At 70.3% G+C, this 21,939-nt stretch carries 24 protein-coding genes and 1 pseudogene; 12 read left to right on the forward strand and 13 right to left on the reverse strand.

The window, feature by feature from the left end; genetic code table 11:
• Nucleotides 1–692: acyl-CoA dehydrogenase family protein (locus CC117_RS15235; RefSeq protein ID WP_198541869.1), on the reverse strand; the 692-nt coding region annotated here is incomplete at its 3' end.
• 604 nt (nucleotides 693–1,296) lie between these two features.
• Here CC117_RS15235 and CC117_RS15240 point away from each other — a divergent pair.
• Entirely contained in the window at nucleotides 1,297–1,530 is a 234-nt protein-coding gene (locus tag CC117_RS15240) for a hypothetical protein (RefSeq protein WP_071084662.1), read from the forward strand.
• Between the two features lie 103 nt (nucleotides 1,531–1,633).
• Here the strand turns inward: CC117_RS15240 and CC117_RS15245 are convergent, their stop codons facing one another.
• Both CC117_RS15245 and nhaA read right to left on the reverse strand, forming a co-directional pair.
• Nucleotides 1,634–2,404: an SDR family NAD(P)-dependent oxidoreductase gene (locus CC117_RS15245; RefSeq protein ID WP_071084664.1), complete on the reverse strand. Its 771-nt coding sequence runs from the start codon at nucleotides 2,402–2,404 to the stop codon at nucleotides 1,634–1,636.
• Between the two features lie 7 nt (nucleotides 2,405–2,411).
• Nucleotides 2,412–3,821, reverse strand: coding sequence for a Na+/H+ antiporter NhaA (nhaA, locus tag CC117_RS15250; protein ID WP_084132165.1), 1,410 nt, complete (start codon nucleotides 3,819–3,821; stop codon nucleotides 2,412–2,414).
• 205 nt (nucleotides 3,822–4,026) lie between these two features.
• Between nhaA and CC117_RS15255 the strand changes: the two genes are divergently transcribed.
• Nucleotides 4,027–4,269: a hypothetical protein gene (locus CC117_RS15255; RefSeq protein ID WP_071084665.1), complete on the forward strand. Its 243-nt coding sequence runs from the start codon at nucleotides 4,027–4,029 to the stop codon at nucleotides 4,267–4,269.
• A 115-nt stretch (nucleotides 4,270–4,384) separates the two neighbouring features.
• On the forward strand, nucleotides 4,385–5,059 hold the full coding sequence (locus tag CC117_RS15260; RefSeq protein ID WP_071084667.1) for a GPP34 family phosphoprotein: 675 nt from the start codon (nucleotides 4,385–4,387) through the stop codon (nucleotides 5,057–5,059).
• Here CC117_RS15260 and mdoC read toward each other — a convergent pair.
• The 4 genes from mdoC to CC117_RS15275 form a co-directional block, all read right to left on the reverse strand.
• Complete coding sequence (gene mdoC, locus CC117_RS15265) at nucleotides 5,001–6,467, reverse strand: glucans biosynthesis protein MdoC (protein WP_241830125.1); 1,467 nt, start codon at nucleotides 6,465–6,467, stop codon at nucleotides 5,001–5,003. The two genes, CC117_RS15260 and mdoC, sit on opposite strands and share 59 nt — an antisense overlap.
• A 187-nt stretch (nucleotides 6,468–6,654) precedes the next feature.
• Nucleotides 6,655–6,804 (reverse strand): hypothetical protein, encoded by a 150-nt coding sequence (locus CC117_RS37470; RefSeq protein ID WP_157905413.1) that lies wholly within the window; start codon nucleotides 6,802–6,804, stop codon nucleotides 6,655–6,657.
• 262 nt (nucleotides 6,805–7,066) lie between these two features.
• Nucleotides 7,067–7,495, reverse strand: a complete 429-nt coding sequence (locus CC117_RS15270) for a hypothetical protein (protein WP_131803076.1) — start codon at nucleotides 7,493–7,495, stop codon at nucleotides 7,067–7,069.
• 178 nt (nucleotides 7,496–7,673) lie between these two features.
• A complete protein-coding gene (locus CC117_RS15275; protein ID WP_071084671.1) occupies nucleotides 7,674–7,886 on the reverse strand; it encodes a Clp protease/crotonase-like domain-containing protein in 213 nt (70 codons plus the stop codon).
• 281 nt (nucleotides 7,887–8,167) lie between these two features.
• Here CC117_RS15275 and CC117_RS15280 point away from each other — a divergent pair, with 281 nt between their 5' ends.
• Together CC117_RS15280 and CC117_RS15285 are read left to right on the forward strand one after the other, a co-directional pair.
• Nucleotides 8,168–8,560 (forward strand): VOC family protein, encoded by a 393-nt coding sequence (locus tag CC117_RS15280; protein WP_407673539.1) that lies wholly within the window; start codon nucleotides 8,168–8,170, stop codon nucleotides 8,558–8,560.
• A gap of 76 nt (nucleotides 8,561–8,636) precedes the next feature.
• Complete coding sequence (locus CC117_RS15285) at nucleotides 8,637–9,074, forward strand: nuclear transport factor 2 family protein (protein WP_071084675.1); 438 nt, start codon at nucleotides 8,637–8,639, stop codon at nucleotides 9,072–9,074.
• 112 nt (nucleotides 9,075–9,186) lie between these two features.
• On the opposite strand, the gene CC117_RS15290 is transcribed toward CC117_RS15285, so the two are convergent.
• Both CC117_RS15290 and CC117_RS15295 read right to left on the reverse strand, forming a co-directional pair.
• A complete protein-coding gene (locus CC117_RS15290) occupies nucleotides 9,187–9,789 on the reverse strand; it encodes an NADPH-dependent FMN reductase (protein WP_071084677.1) in 603 nt (200 codons plus the stop codon).
• Nucleotides 9,790–9,956: 167 nt separating this feature from the next.
• Nucleotides 9,957–11,993, reverse strand: coding sequence for an ABC transporter ATP-binding protein (locus CC117_RS15295; protein ID WP_407673540.1), 2,037 nt, complete (start codon nucleotides 11,991–11,993; stop codon nucleotides 9,957–9,959).
• Nucleotides 11,994–12,209: 216 nt separating this feature from the next.
• On the opposite strand from CC117_RS15295, the gene CC117_RS15300 reads away from it, so the two are divergent.
• The 5 genes from CC117_RS15300 (at nucleotide 12,210) to CC117_RS15320 (ending at nucleotide 17,886) form a co-directional block, all read left to right on the forward strand.
• The gene (locus CC117_RS15300) at nucleotides 12,210–12,467 is read left to right on the forward strand and encodes a hypothetical protein (RefSeq protein WP_071084681.1); all 258 of its coding nucleotides are present in this window, start codon (nucleotides 12,210–12,212) and stop codon (nucleotides 12,465–12,467) included.
• A gap of 78 nt (nucleotides 12,468–12,545) precedes the next feature.
• Nucleotides 12,546–13,292, forward strand: a complete 747-nt coding sequence (locus tag CC117_RS15305) for an SDR family NAD(P)-dependent oxidoreductase (protein ID WP_071084683.1) — start codon at nucleotides 12,546–12,548, stop codon at nucleotides 13,290–13,292.
• A gap of 304 nt (nucleotides 13,293–13,596) precedes the next feature.
• Entirely contained in the window at nucleotides 13,597–15,003 is a 1,407-nt protein-coding gene (locus tag CC117_RS15310; protein ID WP_071084756.1) for a helix-turn-helix domain-containing protein, read from the forward strand.
• Between the two features lie 105 nt (nucleotides 15,004–15,108).
• Nucleotides 15,109–17,274 carry a TerD family protein gene (locus CC117_RS15315; protein ID WP_084132170.1) on the forward strand — a complete coding sequence of 722 codons (2,166 nt, stop codon included), beginning with the start codon at nucleotides 15,109–15,111 and terminating at the stop codon, nucleotides 17,272–17,274.
• Between the two features lie 324 nt (nucleotides 17,275–17,598).
• Nucleotides 17,599–17,886, forward strand: a complete 288-nt coding sequence (locus CC117_RS15320) for a DUF1540 domain-containing protein (RefSeq protein WP_071084687.1) — start codon at nucleotides 17,599–17,601, stop codon at nucleotides 17,884–17,886.
• 120 nt (nucleotides 17,887–18,006) lie between these two features.
• On the opposite strand, the pseudogene CC117_RS40545 reads toward CC117_RS15320, so the two are convergent.
• A pseudogene (locus CC117_RS40545) lies at nucleotides 18,007–18,728 on the reverse strand (hypothetical protein).
• Between the two features lie 279 nt (nucleotides 18,729–19,007).
• On the opposite strand from CC117_RS40545, the gene CC117_RS15330 reads away from it, so the two are divergent.
• Entirely contained in the window at nucleotides 19,008–19,439 is a 432-nt protein-coding gene (locus CC117_RS15330; RefSeq protein WP_071084689.1) for a fluoride efflux transporter FluC, read from the forward strand.
• Nucleotides 19,436–19,810, forward strand: a complete 375-nt coding sequence (locus CC117_RS15335) for a fluoride efflux transporter FluC (protein ID WP_071084692.1) — start codon at nucleotides 19,436–19,438, stop codon at nucleotides 19,808–19,810. The genes CC117_RS15330 and CC117_RS15335 overlap by 4 nt, the downstream gene beginning before the upstream one ends.
• Before the next feature lie 10 nt (nucleotides 19,811–19,820).
• Here the strand turns inward: CC117_RS15335 and CC117_RS15340 are convergent, their stop codons facing one another.
• From CC117_RS15340 to CC117_RS15350, 3 genes are all read right to left on the reverse strand, one after another.
• Nucleotides 19,821–20,507: an ABC transporter permease gene (locus CC117_RS15340; RefSeq protein ID WP_071084694.1), complete on the reverse strand. Its 687-nt coding sequence runs from the start codon at nucleotides 20,505–20,507 to the stop codon at nucleotides 19,821–19,823.
• Complete coding sequence (locus CC117_RS15345; RefSeq protein ID WP_071084758.1) at nucleotides 20,504–21,451, reverse strand: ABC transporter ATP-binding protein; 948 nt, start codon at nucleotides 21,449–21,451, stop codon at nucleotides 20,504–20,506. The genes CC117_RS15340 and CC117_RS15345 overlap by 4 nt, the downstream gene beginning before the upstream one ends.
• A gap of 86 nt (nucleotides 21,452–21,537) precedes the next feature.
• Nucleotides 21,538–21,915 (reverse strand): GntR family transcriptional regulator, encoded by a 378-nt coding sequence (locus CC117_RS15350; protein ID WP_071084757.1) that lies wholly within the window; start codon nucleotides 21,913–21,915, stop codon nucleotides 21,538–21,540.
• Nucleotides 21,916–21,939: the final 24 nt, after the last annotated feature.

The following is a 21,939-nucleotide window of genomic DNA, read 5'->3' on the forward strand; positions in this document are numbered from 1 at the left end:
GGCAGCAGGTCCATCGCCATGGGCCAGCCGTCCCCCGGCCTCCCCAGCATGCGGCTGCCGGGCACGACGACGTCGTCGAAGAAGACCTCGGCGAACTCCTCGACGCCGTGCATCATCTCCAGCGGACGGACGGTGATGCCCGGGGTGTCCATGTCGACGAAGAACGCCGTGATGCCGCCGTGGCCCGGGGCGGTGCGGGTGAGCAGCACGCAGCGCTGGGAGTACTGGGCCAGGCTCGTCCACACCTTCTGCCCGTTGATCACCCAGTCGTCGCCGCGCGGCTCGGCCCGGGTCGACAGGGACGCCAGGTCACTGCCCGAACCGGGCTCGGAGAACCCCTGGCACCAGCTCTCCGCGCCCGACATCAGCAGCGGCACCATCTCGGCGGCGAGCGCCGGCGGCGCGTACGAGATCAGCGTCGGGACGAGGACCTCGATCATCGAGTAGATCCCCGGCTCGGCCAGGCCGCGGGTGGCGACCTCCTCGCCGAGCACCGCGCGCAGCACCGCCGGGCCGCCGAGCCCCCCGACCTCGGCGGGCCAGCCGTACCGCATCCACCCGGCGTCGTACAGCTCCCGGCGGACCCGGGCGAGCTGCGCCACCTGGCCGTCGAGCGAGTGGTCGGGGCCCGGCGTCAGATCGTTCTCGTCCAGCCATGCCCGTACGGCCGACCGGAACTCCGCGACCTCCACGTCAGCCGCCCCGACTGTCGTGCCTGCCGACCAGGCCGACGTCCCGACGCCTTCGTCCGTCGGCGCGGGAGGTGGAGGCGGAGACAGAGGTATGGCGGGCTGCAGACTCCGAAGGCATCGACATCGTGGTCCTCCCTGACCCGACGGCAGGCTCGCTGGCACGGATGGCCTGGCCGACGCCAATGCCGCCCGTGGCGACCGGCCTGCGACCGGAGATCCATCCGACCCGGCCGCGAGTTACTATCAGTTCTCTCCAGCCGAGAAGCTGATTCTTGTCAGCGAGAAAGACGCTACCACATCCTCAACCCAGTCAAAACGCAGTCAGGCTTCGCCCGTACGACGCAGCCGGATCCCGGTCTGGCGGCGCCTCCTCGCAGTGCATCCAGGTCCCGCGGCCAGCGGCAGCCAGCCAGTCGGCCGACCGACCGGACACTCGGCGGCGGGACAGCCGATCACCTCGCTGGCGGGCGCCCACCGGCCTGACAGTGCGCTTCCATGGCTCGACCAGCAGCTCCGCCGCCCCCGGGCTCGACGAAGACGCTCCCGAAACCTCACGTCGTGATCCCCCGGGCGATGCTCATCTCCACGAAGCCGGACATCCCGGATGTCTGGGAGTCTCGCCGAGGTCATCGGCGTCCCGCTCGACGAGGAAGAGTATCTCGACGATTTCTGGCCACGTTTCCAGAAGGCCCGCGGCATCTGCTGGAAGCTGGAGCGCCGGCCTGTGGGCGAGATCGCCGGGATGTACGACCACGCGGAGGATTTCCGCCCGTTCTTTGCCCGGGAGGTGGCCATACTGCCGCCGCCAGCGGTTACCTGGGCGAACTCGGGCGGATGAGGACCGCCGCGCCCACCGTCCTGCCATGAGCCCGAGCCGGGCTCGGCCCGGCTCGGCCCGAGCCGGGCCGGGCCCGGGCCGGGCCGGGCCGGGCCGGTAGCCGTCAGAGGGTCCGGAACAGGCCGCCGTCGACGAGAATCTGGGCGCCGTTGACATAGGCGGAGGCCTCGCTCGCAAGGAAGACGCAGACTCCGACCATGTCGCCGGGGGCACCGATCCGCTTCATCGGGTTCATCTCGGCGGCGGTGCGCTTCGCGTCGGGCCCCCAGGCCCTGGTGATGTCGGTGTCGAACGCGCCCGGCAGGACCAGGTTCGCCCGCACCCTGGGCGCCCACGTTCCGGCGAGGCCGAGCGTCATTGCGTTGAGGGCCGCCTTCGCCATCGCATAGGGCAGGTCGCTCGCGTTCGGGCGCAGGGAGCCGGCCGTCGTGACGTTGATGATCGACCCGCCCTCCCCCGCCGCCATCCGGGTGCCGACCAGGGCGCTCAGCCGGAACGGCCCACTCGCGTTCACGGCGTGGACCTTGTCGTACAGCTCCCGGCTCACCGCGGGGAGACTGTCGTAGACGGGCGACATACCGGCGTTGTTCACCAGGACGTCGCAGCGGCCGAACTCCGCGTAGACGGTGTCCACCAGGCTGTCGCAGTCGTCCCACCGGCCGACGTGGCAGGCGACGGGCAGGGCACGGCGTCCTGTCGCCACCTCGATCTGCGCGGCCGCCTCCTTGCAGGCGTCGAACTTGCGGCTCGCGACCACGACGTCGGCCCCGGCGGCGGCGAGGCCCTGGGCGACCGCCCGGCCGATGCCCCTGCTGCCACCGGTGACGAGGGCGACCCGCCCCGAAAGGTCGAACATCCGATCAGGTGCACTCATCTCGTCTTCAGTCACGGTCCGAGTCTCGCCGATCGGCGTTCGGTGGGCACCCGTCGCCCTCGGCGCGGACCTCGGCGGCGGCGTCAGCGGCGTCAGCGGCGTCAGCGGCGTCAGCGGCGTCAGCGGCGTCAGCGGCAGCGACCTCCAGCGCTTCGAGACGGCGATAGACGCGGTTGCGCGTGCGCAACACGATCGCGGCGAGCAACGCCGAGGCCACCGATCCCGCGAAGATCGCGATCTTCACATGGGTGTCCTCCTCCGCACCGGTGCCGAAGGCCAGCTCGCCGAGGAGCAGGCAGACGGTGAAGCCGACACCGGCGAGCAGCGCGACACCGAAGACGTCCCACCAGGAAAGGTCCTGATCCAGCTCGGCCCGTGTGAAGCGGGCCAGCAGCCAGGTGGACGTCAGCACCCCCACCGGTTTGCCCAGCAGCAGGCCGAGCGCCACGCCCAGCGCGACGGGATCGGTCAGTGCCGAGCCGATCCCACCGTCGACGAGAGAGACGCCCGCGGCCATCAGCGCGAACACCGGCACGRCCACGCCCGCGGAAACGGGACGCCAGACCTGATCGAAGCGCTCCGACATCCCCACCTGCTCCCCGGGACGCGGGCGGGCCGGCACGGTGAACCCCAGCAGGACCCCCGCGATCGTCGCGTGGACCCCCGAGGCGTGCATGAACGCCCAGGCGGCGACCGCGAGCGGCGCCAGCAGCCACCACCGGGTGACACCCCGGTTCACCAGGAGCCCGAAAGCGACGATCAGGGCGACGGACGCGGCCGCCGGGGCCAGGCTGAGGTGGTCGGTGAAGAACACGGCGATGATCGCGATGGCCAGCAGGTCGTCGACGACGGCCAGCGTGAGCAGGAACGACCGCAGCGCCGCCGGCAGGTGCGTGCTGATGATCGCCAGCACCGCGACCGCGAACGCGATGTCGGTCGCGGTCGGCACCGCCCAGCCGGCGTAGGAGCCGTCGCCGCTCATCGCGTTCACGAGCAGATAGATCAGGACGGGCGTCACCATCCCGCCGAGGGCGGCGACCATGGGCAGCACCGCCCGGCTCACCGAGCGGAGATCTCCCAGGAGGAACTCGCGTTTGAGCTCCAGCCCCACCACGAAGAAGAAGATCGCCAGCAGACCGTCCGAGGCCCACTGCTGGAGGGTGAGATCCAGGTGCAGCGACGCCGGCCCGACGCTGACGTCGACGAGCGAGGCGTAGGACTCCCGCCAGGGCGAGTTCGCCCAGACAGCCGCGACGAGCGCGCCTGCGAGCAGCAGCAGGCCGCCGACCGTCTCGCTGCGCAGGATGCCCGCGACATACTGGACCTGCGTCCAGCTGGGGAGCGCCAGCAGCCGCGCCCGGGGCGCCGTGGCACCGCTGTCGCCACGTCGCGCACGGCCAGGGGGGTCAATGGRCATCGGCGCGTCCCCTCGGTCGGTACGGAGCGCGCACCCGGGCTGCGGGCGCGGCGCACTACGTTGCCGACCAGACTTCCCGGYGCACCGCAGTCGACCCTAGCGGTTCCGGCCCGGCCACACCCCCGGGCAAGCTGCACGAGCCCGTGCGGGATGTCTCCGCCGCCCGCTGACCTGGCACGTCGTCGCCACCCGCCGGACCGAGGGCGTGGCGACTGACGTCCGGCGCCGGCTGGCATCGTTCACCGCGCTGGCCGGGCTCGCCACCATGGCCGCTGAGGCCGAGACGCTGTGTTGGTCGGCCACCGTGGCGGCCAGCCTCGTCGAGCAGGCCGGCGGCGGCGCCGTCGCGGAGCTGGCAGAGGCCGCCGGTGTCGTCCAGATCCGCGTCACCGGTGTCACCGGAGCGGCCCGGGCGATCGCCCCGACACACCAGGGAATGGACATCTAATCCACGAGGTGAACGGAACAAGAAACCAGGGGCATAATCAGGGTGTATTCCAGGCGTATATCCAGCCCGGCGCATCACCTTTGTCAACCGGGAAACAGCCGCGATGATGTCTCGCATGGACATCACCATGGCCGAGAAGTTCCTGCTCCTCGCACTGGACGAGAACGGCAAGGACATCGCCGGTGTCGGAGCCGAGGTGGRCCTTGCCGCCGCTCTCGTCGCCGAGCTGACCGAGGCCGGGCACCTGCGCTTCGACGACGGCCTTCTCGTGGCGGGAGCGGACGGGCCGGGCGCCGACGCCGATCCACTGCTGCGTGCCGCGCACGAGGCGGTCCTGCACGCGGGCACACCGGTGGACCTGGACACCGCCCTCGCCGCGCTCACCCAGGCCGTGGCGCCGCTGTGGGAGACGGTGGCCCGTGCGCTGGTGGAGCGGGGCATCCTGGCGGAGGAGAAGGGCCGGGTCGCCCTGGTCTTCCGGGTGACCCGGCACCCGGTCAGCGAACCCGCGCCGGTGCAGGCCGTACGTGAGCGGCTCGCCGCGGTTCTCGCCTCGGCGCAGGCCGCCACGCCTGCCGACGCGGCGCTGCTGGGCGCCCTCCAGCCGTTCGGCCTGGCCGCTCTCCTGGTGCCCGCGGAGCGCCGCGCCGAAGCCGACGCGCTGGCAGCCGCCGTCGCCGGCACCACCGCGTTCGGCGAGGCGCTGCGGGCAGCCGTGGACGCCGTTCGGGTCAGCCTCCTCGCCGCGCTGGCCGCGTCGTCCGCCGGTGGTGCGGCAGCCTCGGGCTGACCGCCGGTTCGCCGGCCCCGCCCGGCCCCCCTGGGCCGCCTGGCCGCGGCGCAGCGGTCGGGGCGGCCGGGGCGGCCGGATCCGCCAGGGGTAGCAGCCTGGGCGGGTTTCCGCGTGGGCTGGCCGAGCACCGCGGGATCCGGGTCGATCGCGGGTTGCTGATCACGGGGCGCGCCGGTCGCCGCACGCCGGGCTTCGCCGGGGCTGCCACGGCTGGTGGGACCGACGGGGCCTGCGGGCTGGGACGTACCGGCGTCGGCATGCTCCCCTGGCCGGCGGCACTGCGGCCGCGGGTGGTTGCCCGCTTGCCGTTGAACATCATCCGCAGCAGCGCGGACCGCCGGATGGCGAAGTGGTGCGTCGCGAATGTGGCGGCATAGGTGGCGACGACGAGCAGCGTCATCTGGCCGAATCCGAGGCTGGGGTCCAGGCCGAGAACCCGCGCGAAGAAGAAGATCCAGAAGAAGTGCAGCAGGTACACGGTGTAGGACGCGTCCGAGAGGTATTGGAAGACGGGATGCGGCCGGGCCCCGAACCGTCCTGCCACCGCGAAAAGGGTCGCCGTCACCGGGATCGCGAACAGGGTCTCGACGAGCAGGCGCCCGGTACCCACCGACAGGACATCCACCCACTGCCGCCATKAGGCGAGCAGCAGCAGCCCGGAAACCGCGAGCAGGACGGGTGTGGGCCGGCGGAAGACGGGCAGGAGCCGCGCCTGGTCCAGCCGCAGCAGCAGGCCGAGCAGGAAGAACGGCAGGAACTCCAGGACCCTGCGGACGATGTCGGCGTGGAAGCCGGCGCCGAGCACCGGTTCGATCGCCACACTCCAGCACGCCCGCCCGGCGGCCATGGCCGCCAGCACCGACAGCGTGAGCACGGTCATCGCCGCCGGGCGCCCGGCCGTCACCCGCTGGTAGCCGCGGGTCCGGGTCAGCGCGGCCAGTGCGCGCGCCGCTGCCGGGGTGAGCAGCGCGAAACCGAGCAGCACCAGCAGGAACCACAGGTGCAGGTACCAGTTCAGCCGGCCGGTCAGCGCCGGCCCGGYGGCGGCGCGCAGGTACTCGGTGAAGGACGCCTCACGGCCACGGAAGACGCTGATCATCCAGAGGGTCGGTGGGTTGACCAGGACCAGCGTGGTCAGCAGCGGAATCCCCACCGCGAAAAATCTCCGGCGCACCGTGCGGACCGCGCCGTACTTGGCGACGAGCATCGCGGAAAGAAATCCGGAGATGACGAAGAAGGCCTCCATGCGGAACAGGCTCGAGGCCCGCGCGATACCGTCGAACACCGGGTCGACGCCCAGGGTCGCGACATGCACGAAGACGCCTACCAGCATGAGGATGYCCCGCAGCGCGTCCAGGCTGTGGTCGCGCCCGCCCCCGTCTGGCCCCTTCTCCGGCTCTGTCACAGGTCCCAGCCCCTTTCACCGCGTGCCCCGCGACCGATGCCCGTTTCGCGGTCCTGGGCCGCCGTTTGAACTGCACGGCGACCGGGACATCGGCGAAGATGCTACGCACCTGGAAAGACCTCCGACCGCATCGATGCCGCACTCACCCGCATTTCTCGAATGAGATGTGACACCACCGGGAAAAAGGTCACCTCCCGGGCATCCGGAAGGAGATCGGAAAAGCGCCGAAGTCCTGCGGGGGAATGAGCACGATGTCCCAGGTGAGCGCGGTGGTCGACTCCCGGCCGCGGCGGCGGGGGGCGGCGGCGGGAGACGCCCCGGCTCGCGATACCCGCACGGGCTGGCCGCTCCGGCAGTGCTCCCGTCCTGCGGTCACGGTACGCGGGCGAGTCGACCTGGAAGATGATCAGCAGCGCTGCGAAGTACAGGGCGCCCCCGTGGTCAGCTCCCCGGGTCTGGAGCGCGCGTGCCCGGGTCTGCTCGGTGAGCGCGATCGCCTCGCCGTCCTGGCCGGCTCGCCGCAGGGCGCGAATGAGTGCCCGGGTGGTGGGAAGCGTGGTCGGATGGAGCTCGCCGAAGTGACCGCGTTCCCATTCCAGTCACCTCGGTTGTCGGCGCCGGCACGGCACCAGCTTTACGGCGAGCCTCACGGCGACGAAGAGAAACGTGAGAGTACCGAGAGCTGCGAGTGCGCTGAAACCAGGAGTCAGCCCAAGCCTGTGGTAGCCGATCCCGACGATGGCCACGACGCCGAACCCGGTCAGGACGAAGGCCCCTCCCGCCGCCGTCCCGGCGACACTGGCGAGAGTGGGGAGGCGCTCGTCCARCAAAAGAGCGGCACCCCCCAACAGCAGGCCCGCGAGAAGGGCCGCGATCACGGCGGCGACACCGGTCGGGAGGCCGATGGCCGCGAAGAGCGCGAGCAACGGCATGCAGAAAAGCATGAAGAGCAGGGCGGCGAAACCGAGCAAGGATCCTCCCCTGAATGCGACGGGGAGGAGCGTATCGGGACCCACCGACAGAAACACGACGGTTGTTTCCGAGCGACGGACCCGCCAGCCGCCTGATCGGCCGGCGCAGAGACCGCCATGGGYAGACGTGCGGCCGCGGACTCGCGAGCCCGACCGCGCGAACCGCCGGAGCCCGGTGTCCTGACGGCCGCTCAGTCGCCGTCAGGCCGGACGGCGGGCGCGGTCGGTCACGGCCCTAGAGCTCCTGGGGGATCCAGGCGGGCGAACGCTTCTCCATGAAGGCGCGCATTCCCTCGCGGAGCTCGGGGGAGGTCTGCAGTGCCCAGGTCATCGTCTGGAAGTCGATGAGGCCGTAGCGCTCGTTGAGCATGCGCTTGACGTGCATACGAGCCTGCGGGGCGGTCTGCAGGATCTCGCCGGCGGCCACTACGGCCGCGTCCCGTGCCATCTCTCTCCCCAGTGCTGCGCGCCACGTGCTCGGCGTCCGGACACCCTTCCCCGTGTACTTCCGCGCCTTCGTGGCAGCGCCGTGCCTGCCTGCCAGCGCCTGGACGTGTGCGTCCTGACACCGGTGTCGGACATCTGCCGGGTGGGGACTGTACGCCGGTGCGATTCCCGGTTCCACCGTCGATCTCGCCGGTGGCCGGGACCTGCAGGCAGGTGTCCCCATCTGCGGCAGGGCCGGAGCAGGTGAGGGCGCGGAGCGGCGCTGGTGCTTGGCTCCCTTTCATGGCAGTTTGGAAAACCATGCCGCGCTTCCACCACGCGAACCTGGGTGTGCCACCTGGCCTCGAGGAGGTCGAGGGCACATTCCTGGTCGACGTTCTCGGCTACCGCAGGATGGAGGTGCCGGCGGATCTCGCCGGCATCGCCCGGTGGTACGAGGCGACCGACGGCAGCCAGATCCATCTCAGCATCGACCCCGACCACCGGCCCGCTGCCCGCGCGCACACGGCGATCGAGGTCGACGAGGACGTCGTGGTGCTCGAGACCCGGCTCGCCGCCGCCGGAATCACGTTCCGGTCCGCCGGGCGGGGCGACCTGACTGTGCTGTTCTGCGTCGATCCGGCCGGCAACCACTGGGAGTTGCGCCACCCGGCCGGCAACCCCGCGGCGGGATAGGCCCACTCCTGGGCGCGGTGGTGACCGGAACAGGCCGGGCACCACGTCACGACCACCGTCTTCGCGAAGGGGACCCATGGATGTACAGGAAGTCGCCGACCGGATCGAGATCAACGAGGTGCTCGCGCGCTACGCCCGCGGGGTCGACACCAGGGACTGGGAGCTGTGGGAGACGGTCTTCACCCCCGATGCCTTCCTTGACTACCGCGCGGCGAGCTCCTCACCCACCAGCTTCGGCTCACGGGACGACATGGGCGCCTGGCTGCGCGCCGGCATCGGTGCAATGCCGATGACGCAGCACTACATCACCAATGTCGAGATCACCCTGGACGGTGACACCGCCGAGGTGCTGGCGATGTTCTTCAATCCCATGATCCTCCCCGGCACCTCCGGTCTCAGCTACTGCGGCGGGTTCTACCGCCATCAGATGGTGCGTACCGGCGAGGGCTGGAAGAGCAGGAAGCTCGTCGAGGAGAACGTCTGGTTCGAGGCCGCTACCGGAGCCCMCCGGTAGCGACCGAGCGGATGTCACCCCTGCGCGCCGTCGCGCCCGCGCACCCGGCTCGGGCGCGACGGCACGACGGCACGACGGCACGACGGCACGCAAGGTTCAGGCCCTCGGCAGTTCAGGCCCTCGGCGCGGGAATGGAGGTGACTGCGGGCTCCTGCAGCGCGATCAGCGGGGTGCCCACGGTCACCAGCTCGTCGAGCATCTTCTTGGCGGACGCGTCGAGCACCTCGTCACTGCGGAAGGCTCCGGATTCGTCCAGCCGCTGGGCGACGAACGGTACCGAGACGCCGTCCGTCACCGGCACCATGCGCAGCGCGGCGAGAACCGGCTTGAGCTGCGCGACCGACCGTAGGCCGGCGGACACCCCGCCGTAGGAGACGAGGCCGACGGCCTTGTAGCGCCACTCGCGGGAAAGGTAGTCCAGCGCGTTCTTCAGCGAGGCCGGGAAACTGTGGTTGTACTCCGGCGTCACCACCACGAACGCCTGCGCGCGTGAGACGAGGGCGCTCCACCGCTTCGTGTGGTCGTGGACGTAGTTGCCGGTCATCGGGTGGTGCGGCTCGTTGAAGAGCGGCAGGTCGACGTCGGCGAGGTCGACGACCTCGACGTCGAATCCGCCCTGGGCCCGGGCTGTGTCGGCGATCCACGAGCCCACCGCCGCGCCGACCCGGTTCGGTCTCGTGCTGGCGACGATGACCTGCAGAAGAGGCTTGGACATGGGATCTCCGCTCTGGCCGCGCGACACGTGCCGCTCCGTGGTGCCCGGCGTGGTTCCGGGGCTGCCGTTCTCTTGAGGCTTCAATCAGTTTGGCCGCCCGATCCTTCCCCCGCCCCGCCGCGTCCCACCTCACACTCCGGGTCGAGGCGGGCGACACCGGCCGTCCGTCAGGCGTCCACAGCCTCCCGGCCGGGATCAGGCAGGTCGACGAAGTGGCGGGCCTGGAGCGTGAACAGGTCACGGTAGATCCCCGGACGCTCCATCAGCTCGGGGTGCGTGCCCTCGTCGACAACCCGGCCCTCGTCGAGGACGTAGATCCGGTCGGCGGTGCGGACACTGGCCAGCCGATGGGTGATCAGCAGGACGGCCCGGTCGCGGCCCAGGTCCCGGATCAGGTCGAACAGGGCCTGCTCCGCGCGGGCGTCCAGGGCCGCGGACGGCTCGTCCGCGATGAGCACCGGGGCGTCCCGGTAGACCGCCCGGGCGCAGGCGATTCGCTGCCACTGCCCACCGGACAGGTCGTGCCCGGCGCTGTACTGCCTGGCCAGCGAGGTGTCGTAACCGTGCGGCAGCTTCTCGATCACCTCGTCGGCGGCGGTGGCGCGCGCTGCCGGGATGACGCTGTCCGGGCCCTCGGCCCACAACCGGCTGATCTCCCCGACGGCGATGTTCATCCGGGCGGACATCGGCCACTGCGTGTACTGCTGCGGGATCAGCCCGATCCGGGACCGGACGCTGGCCGGGTCGACGCCGGCGAGATCGACCCCGTCCCAGGTGACCTGGCCGGAGTCCGGCTCGTACAGGCCGGCGAGGACCTTCGCGAGGGTGGACTTGCCGCTGCCGTTCGCCCCGACGAACGCGACGACCTGGCCGCGGCGGAGTTCCACCGTGACGCCGTGCAGCGCCGGAGTGTCGGTCTGCGGGTAGGTGTAGGTGGCGTCCTCGACCCGGATGACCGCGGGCTCGGCCGGGGCCGATCCGGCGCGGGTCACCGGCACGCGCTGCACGGCCTCCGCCATCCACGAGCGGTACTCGTCGAAGTAGAGGAAGTTCTCGTACGCACTGTTCAGGCTGGTCAGGGCGGTGGAGAGGGCTCCGCGCCCGGTCCGGATCGCCAGCACCGCGGTGCCCGCCGCGGCCAGTGGCATGATCTCGGCGTTCAGCAGCAGGACCAGCGTCGTGTAGACCGCTCCGAGGGCGAGGCCGGAGACAAGCTCGCCGGTCAGCCGGTACTTCGCCTGGCCGCGGCCGACCCGGATCTGCTCGGCCTCGATGTCCCGCGCCAGGTACTCGTACTCGTCGAGCAGGAACCGGTTCAGACCGAAGGACCGGATCTCCGCCGCGCAGTCGCGTGCCGTCATGTGGTGACGCAGCATGAACTGCCGCCTGACCTGCCGGATCCGTCCCAGCCACGACAGGTACGCCAGCCGTGCCGACCGCGCCGACGCCCAGCCGTCCGGCAGGATCGAGGCCACCAGCAACGGCAGCAGGACCGGGTGCAGCGCGGTGAGGACTCCGCCCGCGGCCACCATCTGCACTCCCGAGGTGAACACCTCGACGGCGTCGTCGACGAGCTTGCGCCCGCTGGTCGCTCCGCGCTCCGCCGCGTCGAGATCGTCGACGAACTGCGGGTCGTCGAAGGACATGACAGACGTCCGCGTCGCCAGGTCAAGCAGCCGGACGAGCGAGACTCGATCGACCCGGGGGCCGAACCTGCTCTGCAGCAGGTTGGTGATCAGAGAGAGCGCGGTCCGCAGCACCCCGGCCCCGATGACGATCAGGAGTGCGGGCAGCGCCTCCCGCAGCCGGTCGGGGGTCGGACCTTCACTGAGCACGGCGGTCAGCGCGCCCGCCACCGCAAGTAGCCCGACGGCCTCGATCACCCCCGCCAGCACCCGCAGGCTGACCAGGGCGATCAGCCCCGACCGATCGGCTTCCCAGGCCAGCGACCAGGCCAGCCGGAGCAGGCCGGGTAGCCGCCGGCCCATCGCGAGGACGCCCGTGCGGCTCATCGTGAGGTCGTGCTTCGACCATGCCCGGACCTTGGGATCATCCTCCCGGCCGTAGGTCAGCACCTGGTCACGGCCCGGCGTGGCGCTACTCGCCGCGGCCGGGGCCGGCGCCGCCACGGGGGGAGGCGCGGGCGCGGCCTCGGCGGGCCGCTGGACGGGAACGGGACCGGGAGATTCAGGATCCTGCTTCACGGCACCAGCGTCAGTGACGCGACGATCGCCCTCCCCGCCATTCGTCGTGGTCTGCGGTGGCCCGCGGGCATCTCGGGTCAACTGGCCGGGGTGGAAGGACTTCCTCCCGGCCGGAGACGGGGCGTTCGGCGCGTCGCGGGCGGCCATTTCTGGTTCCTTCGGCCCACCACCAGGGGGAACATGGGACGTACCCGCCAACTCGGAAGGAGTAAGCCAATGACTGACGAGCCCACCGGAAAGCACCAGGAGCCCGAGGACCGGCAGGCGGACCAGGCCCACCGCCACGGCACCCATCAGCTGAACTACGTCCTGCGTGGTGAACTCGTCTTCGGACGGCGGCGGGTCGGCCCAGGAATGGGCTTCTTCACCCCCGATCTGCTCTACGCCTGGCGTGCAGGAGAGGAGGGTGCCGAATGGATCGAGATCCACGCCGGCGAACCCGCGATCTTCGTCGACCAGGGCCCGACATCCTGACCTGGCATTGTTGTCGCCTCCACAACCCACACGTCGACGTCCGCAACCCCTGATCTGACGACACGAAGGACTCACATCATGACCGCATCGTTCGACGGCAGGACCGCACTGATCACCGGGGCCGGTTCCGGCATGGGCCGGGCGATCGCCTTACGGCTCGCGAGCCAGGGCGCATCCGTGCTCGGCCTGGACATCGACGAGGGGCGGCTCGCCGAGACGAAGGCGCTCACGACCGGCCGGGTGTCGGTGCGCCAGGCCGACGTCAGCGACCCGGCGGCGTGCGCAGAGGCGGTGGCCGCCTGCGTGGCGGAGTTCGGGCGCCTGGACGTCCTGGGCAACGTCGCCGGCATCTACCTCGCCGCGCACACGACCCAGACGTCGGTCGAGCAGTACCGGCGGGTCATGGGCGTGAATCTCGACGGCGCGTTCTTCCTCGCCCAGGCGGCCATCCCGCACCTGCTGGAGACCGGCGGGTCGATCATCAACATCGCGTCGAACTCGGGTCTGCAGGGTGTGCCGTACTCCGCGGCCTACAGCATGAGCAAGGGCGGCATCATCCAGCTCACCCGCTCGCTCGCCGTCGAGTTCCTCAAGACGCCGCTGCGGGTCAACGCCATCGCGCCCGCCGGCACCAGGACCAACATCGCCACCGGGGCGACGTTCCCGCCCGACATGGACCACGACCTGACCCGCCGCATGGCCGGCATGCGCGGCCTGGCGGAGCCGGAGGACATCGCGGCGCTGTTCGCGTTTCTCGCCTCGGACGAAGCCCGGGCGATCACCGGCGCCGTCTACACCATCGACAACGGCCTCACCGTCAGCTGACCGGCGGCGCCCCGTCCGCCAGCCCCTGGGCCTTGGGGGCCTCGAGGTCTGCCAGCCTCCGGGCACCGGGTCTGAACCCGGCGCCCGGTTGCTGGACGTCCCCCCGAACGCCAGACAAAGGCTATCCGTGTCCCTGTCCCGGGCCATCCCCTGCGGAGAACGGCACGTCCTGTCTGTCCCGTCCTGTCCTGTCGTACGGTCGGTCCTGGGACAATTGCTGTGGTGCAGGGCAATCTGCGCGGCGGACGACCGCTTGGCGGGCGACGACACAGGGCGCCTGGAAGGCGAGGACACCGAGGGAACGATGACGCAGCGACCGCCGGACAGGGACTCCGCGGGCCCGGGCACCGGGCCGGACGGGGTCTCCAGCACCGATGAACTGCGCGCCGCGGTCGTGCGCATGCTGGGGACATCCGACGACCGCGCGGTCGAGAGGCGCGTCGGCGTCTCCAAGACGACCGTGAACGACCTGCGCAACGGGCGCCGTCGGCTGACGCTGAAAACGCTCACGCTGATCGCGGAGGCCTACGACCCCGACCGCCGGGACGCCTGGCTGGCCGCCTGGCACCGGCTGCACCCGCGGCCGACTCCCGTGCCCCGCCCCCAGCCGGCTGCCAGCGGCCCGACCCAGATCCCCGCAGTGCCTTCTGCCGCGGTCCCCCGCGTCCCCGGTGCTCCTACCGACCTGGCTGGCTCCGAGACTCGGGTGAACCGCTCCGGCCCGGACGTTCCTGCTGGTGCGGAGATCTCCGCGACTCAGAACGCCCCGAGGACGCTGCCCGTCCCGCCGACACAGGTCGCCCCGAGAACCCCGACCACGCCGACCGCTCCGACCACGCCGGTCGAGCCGATCGGTGCAACGGCAGCGGTGGCGGCGCCGGCCGAGCTGGCCGAGTCGGGGGCGGCCCAACTGTCGCGGCGGACAGCCCGGGTGCTGACCGGTTCGGCGTTGCTCGCCGCAGTAGCGGCTGTCGCGGCCATGGTGTTCGTGCTGACCAACGATGATTCCACCGTCGTGCTGGAATCGGGCGGCATCGAGCAGGCTTCACCCCGTCCGGGAGACGGTGTGGAGCCGCTGCCGTTCGGTCCGGGCGGTCCCGGGGCTCCGGCGCCGGTAGGAGGGCCCGGTCCCCCGCCGGGGCCCGGGCTGCCCCCGCCGTTCGGAGCCCCCGGCCAGGGCGGAGTGCCTGCTGCAGGGGCTGTTCCAGGGGCAGGCGCGGCCCCCGCCTCGGGCTGTTACACACTGCCGCTGCCGACCACCGCCGAGATCATCGACGGCCCGGAAAGCGAACCGGGCGACATTCGGGTCACGGCGGCCTCGTACCAGTACTTCCCGGCCTGGAGCCCTTCGGTGACGCTGGGCGGCCAGCTCGACTCCCGCCCCGCCGACGGCAGGATCCTGGTGCCGGCAGCCTGGGCCGATCCCACGACGACGGACTCCACCCCGGGCCGCAACCCCGGCACCGGCCGGTTCTTCCCCGGACATCCGCTGGAACTGACTGATCAGAACTGCTTCATGGTCCAGCCGTACAACATCGGCTACGGCGGGTACTCCGGAATCACGACACGTGTCTACTTCATGCTGGTTGATCTTGCCGAACTGCCCGCCCTCCCCCGCGAGGCTCATCAGCAGGCCGGCCTGACCGATGAGGACCTTGCCCGCCACGGAGTCGACATCCTCGGCTACTTCGCCGTCCCGTCACCGCGCTGAGGCAACACACGCCTACACAATATGGACATAACACCCGGGAAGGCATTTTTCTGCAAGCCTCGTTGTTCTWCATAACTTGTCCGATGTTGATCCGTAGTGTATCGGATGGGATTTCATTTATGGAAAGCTTGGGCGCTATGGTCTCCACTCATGTGCGCTGCGACAGTTGCAGCCATGCGCAAGGGGGAAAATGTCACCCTCAGTGCCCTGGCTGACGAGCTTGGTTCCGTATCGGTCATTCTTGAGTGGGCCACCGACAAAGGTAGGCAGCTGGACGCGGATGTCAGCGTTCTCCTACTGGGGGATGACGGGAAGGTACGGTCAAATGACGACCTGATCTTCTACAACCAGCCGTCCGGCGCCGGGGGTGCCGTCAGGCTCCGTGGGAAGACCTCCAGTTCGGGGGACGGCGAGTCGGCCTTCACCGACGTCGTCGACGTCGACATGGACAACGTCCCCGACAGCGTCGAACGTGTGCTGATCTCGGCAAGCCTCGACGCTGCCGAGGGCGATGGGTTCGGCCTCCTCGAATATCTGCGGCTGCGGATGCTGCGAGGCTCGGACGCGGCAGAGCTCCTTCGCTTCGACGTCCACGACGCGTCGACGGAGACCGCGTTCGTCCTGGGCGAGGTGTACCGCCGTAACGGGCAGTGGAAGTTCCGCGCGATCGGGCAGGGATACGACACCGGGCTACAGACACTCGTCGCCGAGTACGGTGTCGAGGTCGATCCCGACGACGTGGAAACCCCGGAAGACTCAGCGGCTGAGCCTGCCGAGCCTGCGGAGCCGCCGACTACTTCCAGCGACACAGCCATAGCGGAGATCGACAGCAGCGCAAGCACCGCCGCACTCGTCGACCCTCGTCAGGTGGAGGTGTCCTCCGCGCCGGTTCGCACCAGGGAACGGCGGGCTCAGACGGTCACTACCAGGAAACGCAGGACTGCACGGCGGCTGTCCGCCTCCAGGGTCCGGCACCCGGACGACGGCGCAGGAGAGGACCGCTGGCAGCCGGCGCGACTGTTTCCGGTGGCGGGCATCGGCGGCGCAGCGGAACAGGAACGGCGGGCCACCTCGGCGCTGCTGGCCGTCGTGGGATSCGTCCGCGAGTTCGGCCGCGCACTGACGACGCGGTTCGGAGCACCAGCCGGCCAGGTCGAGACCTTCATTGAGGTGCCCTTCACCCGGGGTGACGAGCCCTATGTACCGGATGGTCTGATCCGGGTGAGACGGGGGCAGCGGACCTGGACGGCCCTGGTCGAGGTCAAGACCGGATCCGGCGAGCTCCGGGCAGAGCAGGTCGAGGCCTACCTTGATATCGCCAGGGAACAGCAGTTCGATGCCGTGATCACCGTGTCGAATCTGATCACGGCTCCTGATGAACGACACCCGGTGGCAATCGATGGCAGGAAAACCAGGAAGGTGGGTGTCCATCACCTTTCATGGGCGGAGATTCGCTTCCGCTGCCAGCTGCTCGTAGAGAACAACTCGGTCGTCGACCCGACCCAGGGGTACATCCTCAACGAGTTTCTCCGTTACCTGGACCATGCCCGCTCCGGCGCTCTGACCTTCGACGACATGGGACCGCACTGGGTGACCGTGYGGGACAGCATCGCGGCAGGAACCCTCCGGCCGACCGACAAGGGCCTGCCACCTGTCGCTGAGCGCTTCGATCAGCTAGCCCACTATCTCTGCCTGCATCTTGGCGGGCTGCTGGGTATCGAGGTGTTCCCGCAGCCGAGCCGCAGGATCGACGCGACCCAGAGACGGCAACTCCTCGCCGAGGAACTGTGCCAGAAAGGAACCCTGTCTGCGGCGATACGGGTTCCCGGGACGGTCGGTCCCGCAACCGTTGCGGCGGACCTGCGGTCCGGGCGGGTCGTGTGCTCGATCACCATTGAGGCTCCGCGTCAGGGCCGGCCGCTCACTCGGATCAAGTGGGTGACCAGACAGCTCGCAGAGGCGAACGGGAACCTGCGGGTCGAGACTTTCGAACAGGGATCGCGCGAGGCCACCCGCGCGGAGCTTCTCACCCTGGTGCGCCAGAAGCCCGAGATCCTGGCTACTGATCCAGCCCGCGAGATCCGCTCCTTCCGCATCTCCCTAAGTGCGCCGCTCGGGCCGAAGCGCGGCGTCGGTAAGGGAACCTTCGTCACCTCGGTGGTCGATACGCTCGAGAAGTTCTATGAGGAGGTGGCGCAGAACCTGCGCGAGTGGCGCCCCTCCGGCGAGCCCGCCGCGGTTGATAACGGTGCGGCAGCTCAGGTTTCCTGACTTCCTCCGACACTGCGGGCGTCTGCGTGTTCGGGGTCATGGCAATCATGCCGTGACCCCGGCCTGCGGAAGGCGATCCGGACCGTTCATGCGACATCCTGGCGGCACTTCATCAGCCCGGCCATGAATTCAGGTTAGCCTTACCTGTGTTCAGTTCTCGAAAGAGAGGCAGCGTCGCCGGGATGCCGGTGAGCCATGACCCGAAGGCCCCTTACTCTCCATTCCTCGTCGCCACGATCGTCTTGACGGAGGCCTGCGGCACTTCTAAAAAGTGGTCGCAGGGTTTTTCCTCCGCAGCGAGGACCGACAGAGACGAGGAGAGTCATGGAGCTTCCCGTTATCACGAAATGYGCGGTCGACGCGTGCGCGTACAACAACAAGCAGGCCTGCCACGCCCCGRCCATCACGGTGGGCGATTCGGGTGCTCTGGTGGCACACTGCGACACTTTCTTCGTGGCGCCTTCCAAGGGCGGAATCAGGTCCGACACCGGTCATGTCGGCGCCTGTAAGGTCACCGACTGCAGGCACAACAAGGACTTCACCTGTAGGGCGGACGGCATCACCGYCGGCTTCAACCTGAACGGCGTTGACTGCCTAACGTACCAGAAGTGACGGCGGGGGCGCGGTAGACCAGTCGCTGACCGGCACCTCGACCACCGCGCCGCGTTCCGCCGCCCGGTGGTCGAGGTGTACTTCCTGCCGGCCTACCGACGAGGGCCCTGACCGCAGCGCTCAGGACCAGATGATTTTGTCGCGCATGGTGGAGCGCTCCAGCATTCCGTATGTCTCTTCGCCGTCCCAGCGGTACCGGATGCCACCCTGATAGAGAACCGGGAAGTTCGGCATGTCGGGCCTGTGCACGATGTCGAAGGTGGAGACGACGCTCTCACCTTCGATGCGGGTCCGCCCCAGCTCGGATTCGAGGACGAGCGAGACGTCCTCACCCGAGGGCTGCAGCCGGCCGAGCCAGGGCGCCTCGACCACCCGGGCGGGGACGACTGGATCCACGGCGGCGCCGCCAGCGTGGCCTCTACCTGGAACTCCACGTCGACCCGCGGCCCATCCGGATCACCGGCGATCAGCGCCCGGGTCGAGGTCTGCACGGCGTCGCCCCGGAAGAAGACCGTCCACGTCCGGAACGGCTCGACGCACCGGAACTCGAGCGGGCCGGCGCCCAGAACCGCGGGACGYCCCTCGTCGTCCWGCGGCGGKTGCGAGGGGCCCGCCTCCCGGAGGCGGTACACCCGGYCGTCGGGGAACGCCAGGTTGAGCTGCAGCTGATGATTGTCCCAGTTCGCGGCAACGGCTTCGATCGCCACCCGGGGGATACCGATCTCGCCGCGGTCATCGGAGATCCACATACTGGCCGAGTCGCGCATCTCCGGGTTTTCGGGCCGCTTGGAGAAAGCGTACTCACGGCTCGGGGGAAGTCCACCGGTGAGATCAATGGCCATGGGATGTCCTCTTCTCTGCGGGTCAGCGCGATCGGTCCGGCGCGCCGTTCCGGGTAGTAGGCTACGGCCGCTCGCCCAACGCCTGACAATACAATTTCCGCCGCGCAGATATGCCAATCCGATATATCTCCGGCATCAATTACTTCGCCAGAAGGCCACCGACCCGGGTGCATTCGCCCATCGCGGACGAAGGGTCTGGCCCGCATCTTCCCGGGGCGCTGGCGGCTACAGTGACCTGTGGTGGCAGATCGTGACGACCGGGGCCGCGCGGTGCCGGCAGTGGCCGGTGGCCGGCGCACCCCGCTGTCGCTGCTGGTGGTGATCGCGGTTGGCGGCGCGGCCGGAGCGTGCCTGCGTCGCGGGGCGTCGCTGCTCTGGCCGACTCCGGCCGAGGCCTTCCCCTGGACGACTCTCGGGGTGAACCTGGCCGGCTGCGCCGCGATCGGCGTGCTGATGGCGGCGATCTCGGCGCGGCATGGGGTGCATCCGCTGGTCCGCCCCTTCCTCGGCGTCGGGGTACTGGGCGGGTTCACGACCTTCTCCGCCTACGCGGTCGAGGCGCGCGGCCTGGTCACCGCCGGCCGGGCCGGGTTCGCCCTCGCCTATCTGGGCGGGACGATGCTGGGCGCGCTGGTCGCGGTGAGCGCGGCCGTCACGGTGACCCGCCAGCTCGCGGGGATCCGACGGGCAGCGCGCGAGGAGGCCGGGTGACCTGGCTGCTGGTGATCGCCGGCGCCGCGGTCGGCGCGCCGCTGCGCTACCTGACCGACCGGGCCGTGCAGGCCCGGCACTCCAGCCGCTTCCCCTGGGGGACGTTCGCCGTGAACGTCGTCGCCAGCCTGGTTCTGGGCGTGGTCACCGGCGCCGTCACCGCCGGGGCAGCCTCGGACCGCCTCGCGCTGCTGCTCGGGCCGGGGCTGTGCGGCGCTCTGAGCACCTACTCCACCTTCTCCTACGAGACCCTGCTGCTCGTCGAGGAGGGTGCGCTGCTGCTGGCCGCCGCGAACGTCGCGGGCAGTGTGCTCGCCACGTTCGCCGCTGCCGCCGCGGGCGTCGGGATCGCCGAACTGTGGTGGGGCTGACGCCCTCCGATCAGACGGTGGCGCGGCGGATCGTGGTGAACCCGCCGGCGAACAGCGCCGCGGTGAGCACGGCGAGGACCCCGGTGAGCCCGGCCGCGCTGAGGTCGGTGAAGAAACGTCCCGTGGCCGCCCAGGCGTCGGTCCAGGTCACGGCGAGGATGACGGCGAGCGCCAGCGTCATCTGGCCGGCGAGGAAGGCGACCAGCCCGGTGAGATTCCAGCGCCGGTGCACGATGCCGAACCACATGCCGTACACGAACAGCAGCCCGATGCCCACGAACGACGTCAGCCAGGTGAGATACCAGGGCCCGTCGAGGATGTAGGGCACCCGGAAGAAGTGCAGGCCGACGCCCCATCCGTCGGTGAGCCCCTCCAGCGCGTGCAGGGCGGTGAGCACGRCCCCGTTGCCAGCGGCCAGAATGATCGCGAGTGCCGTGGTCCCCAGGTAGTACGAGCGCCGGCTGACGCCGAGCGTGAGCCCGAACGGGAACGAGCGGGTGGTGCTCAGCAGGCCGCCGACGAACATCCACGAGTACATCGTGAGCAGCCCGCCGGTGTTGCTGGTGGGCGTCTGGGACGCGATCACCAGGTTGATGGCCAGGCTGAAGATGGTCAGCGCCCAGGGCAGCGACAGGTAGATGGGACGCTGGATCAGGTGGTAGCGGGCAACCCCGACGATGGTGCTCCAGCTGGTCACGCGCTTGTCCTCTCCGGCGACTCCTCCGGCGACTCCTCCGGCGACTCCTCCGGCGACTCCGCCGGGCCGCCGTCCGAGCGGCCCGAGGTGTGGACCATCACCTGCTGCAGCGACAGGGTTTCCAGGCGCAGGTGCAGGTCCCGCGCGCGCAGCCGGTCGACGCCGTCCAGCGGGCCGACCACCACCGACTCCCGGGCGGCGACCCGGCGGCGGCCCCAGACGCGACGTCCCTCGACGAGCGTCTCCACCGCGGCGGCCGGACCGCTCACGGCGGTGAACGCACCGCGCAGATCGTCGGCGGGCGCGTCGAGGACCACCCGGCCACCGTCGATCATCACCACCCGCTCCAGCAGGCCGGCGACCTCGTCGACCAGGTGGGTGGAGAGCACGATCGTCCGGGGATGCTCGGCGTACTCGGTCAGCAGCCGGTCGTAGAACAGCTGGCGCGCGACGGCGTCCAGCCCGGCGTACGGCTCGTCGAACAGCGTCACCTCCGCCCGGGCCGCCAGGCCGATCACGATGCTCAGTGCCGATCGCATTCCGCGGGAGAGCTTCTTGACCGCCCGCCCGGTCGGCAGCTCGAACTCCTCGATCAGCGCCGCTGCGGCCGCGTCGCTCCAGTTCGGATAGAACCAGGACGCCGCCTTCAGCGCATGACGGACCTTGAAATCGGGAAACGCCTGGTCCTCACGCACGAACACCATGCGCCGCAGCACCGCGTCGTTCTCCACCGGGCTGGCGCCGAACACCAGGACCTGCCCCTGCGACGGCAGTTCCTGGGCGGCGGCGAGCCTCAGCAGCGTCGTCTTCCCGGCGCCGTTACGACCCAGCAGCCCGGTGATGGACGGCCCGCCGAAGTCGATCGTCACATCGTCGAGGGCGAGGTGGCCGCGGTAGCGGCGGGTCAGGCCGATGACCGAGACAGCCACCGGGCCAGGAGTCACGCCGGAGGCCGGATCAGCCGCCGGACCGGGCTGGGCCGCGGCACCGTCAGTCGGAACCGCGGCACCGCCGGTCGGAACGGACGCTGTCACAGCGCTCCCGCCTCCTGCACCCGGCCGGCCTCGCGAACCAGCTCCACCAGCGCGTCGGCGTCGATCCCGAGCCGCTGCGCCTCGGCGACCAGGGGCTGCACGTAGCGCTCGGCGAAGTACCTGCGCCGGTCGGCGAGCAGGCGCTCGCGGGCGCCGGCCGCCACGAACATGCCCACGCCCCGGCGCTTCTCCAGCAGTCCGTCGTCAATCAGCACGTTGAGGCYCTTCGCCGCGGTGGCCGGGTTGATCCGGTGGTACGCCGCCAACTCGTTGGTGGACGGCGCGCGTTCGYCCTCCGCCAGCGAGCCGTCGGCGATCTCGTCCGCCAGCCGCCCGGCGATCTGGGCGAACAGCGGCGTTCCGTCATCCAGCACAGCCACCCCCTGCGCCGATCACGG

This window comes from Parafrankia colletiae (assembly GCF_001854655.1).
Classification (GTDB): Bacteria; Actinomycetota; Actinomycetes; order Frankiales; family Frankiaceae; genus Parafrankia; species Parafrankia colletiae.

Excerpts from the sequence above, each read along its gene's own strand:
- CC117_RS15240 (WP_071084662.1), top strand. The coding sequence starts at position 1,297 with ATGTCTGGGAGTCTCGCCGAGGTCATCGGCGTCCCGCTCGACGAGGAA.
- CC117_RS15245 (WP_071084664.1), bottom strand. The coding sequence starts at position 2,404 with ATGAGTGCACCTGATCGGATGTTCGACCTTTCGGGGCGGGTCGCCCTC.
- CC117_RS15275 (WP_071084671.1), bottom strand. The coding sequence starts at position 7,886 with ATGGCACGGGACGCGGCCGTAGTGGCCGCCGGCGAGATCCTGCAGACC.
- CC117_RS15280 (WP_407673539.1), top strand. The coding sequence starts at position 8,168 with ATGGCAGTTTGGAAAACCATGCCGCGCTTCCACCACGCGAACCTGGGT.
- CC117_RS15290 (WP_071084677.1), bottom strand. The coding sequence starts at position 9,789 with ATGTCCAAGCCTCTTCTGCAGGTCATCGTCGCCAGCACGAGACCGAAC.
- CC117_RS15300 (WP_071084681.1), top strand. The coding sequence starts at position 12,210 with ATGACTGACGAGCCCACCGGAAAGCACCAGGAGCCCGAGGACCGGCAG.
- CC117_RS15305 (WP_071084683.1), top strand. The coding sequence starts at position 12,546 with ATGACCGCATCGTTCGACGGCAGGACCGCACTGATCACCGGGGCCGGT.
- CC117_RS15310 (WP_071084756.1), top strand. The coding sequence starts at position 13,597 with ATGACGCAGCGACCGCCGGACAGGGACTCCGCGGGCCCGGGCACCGGG.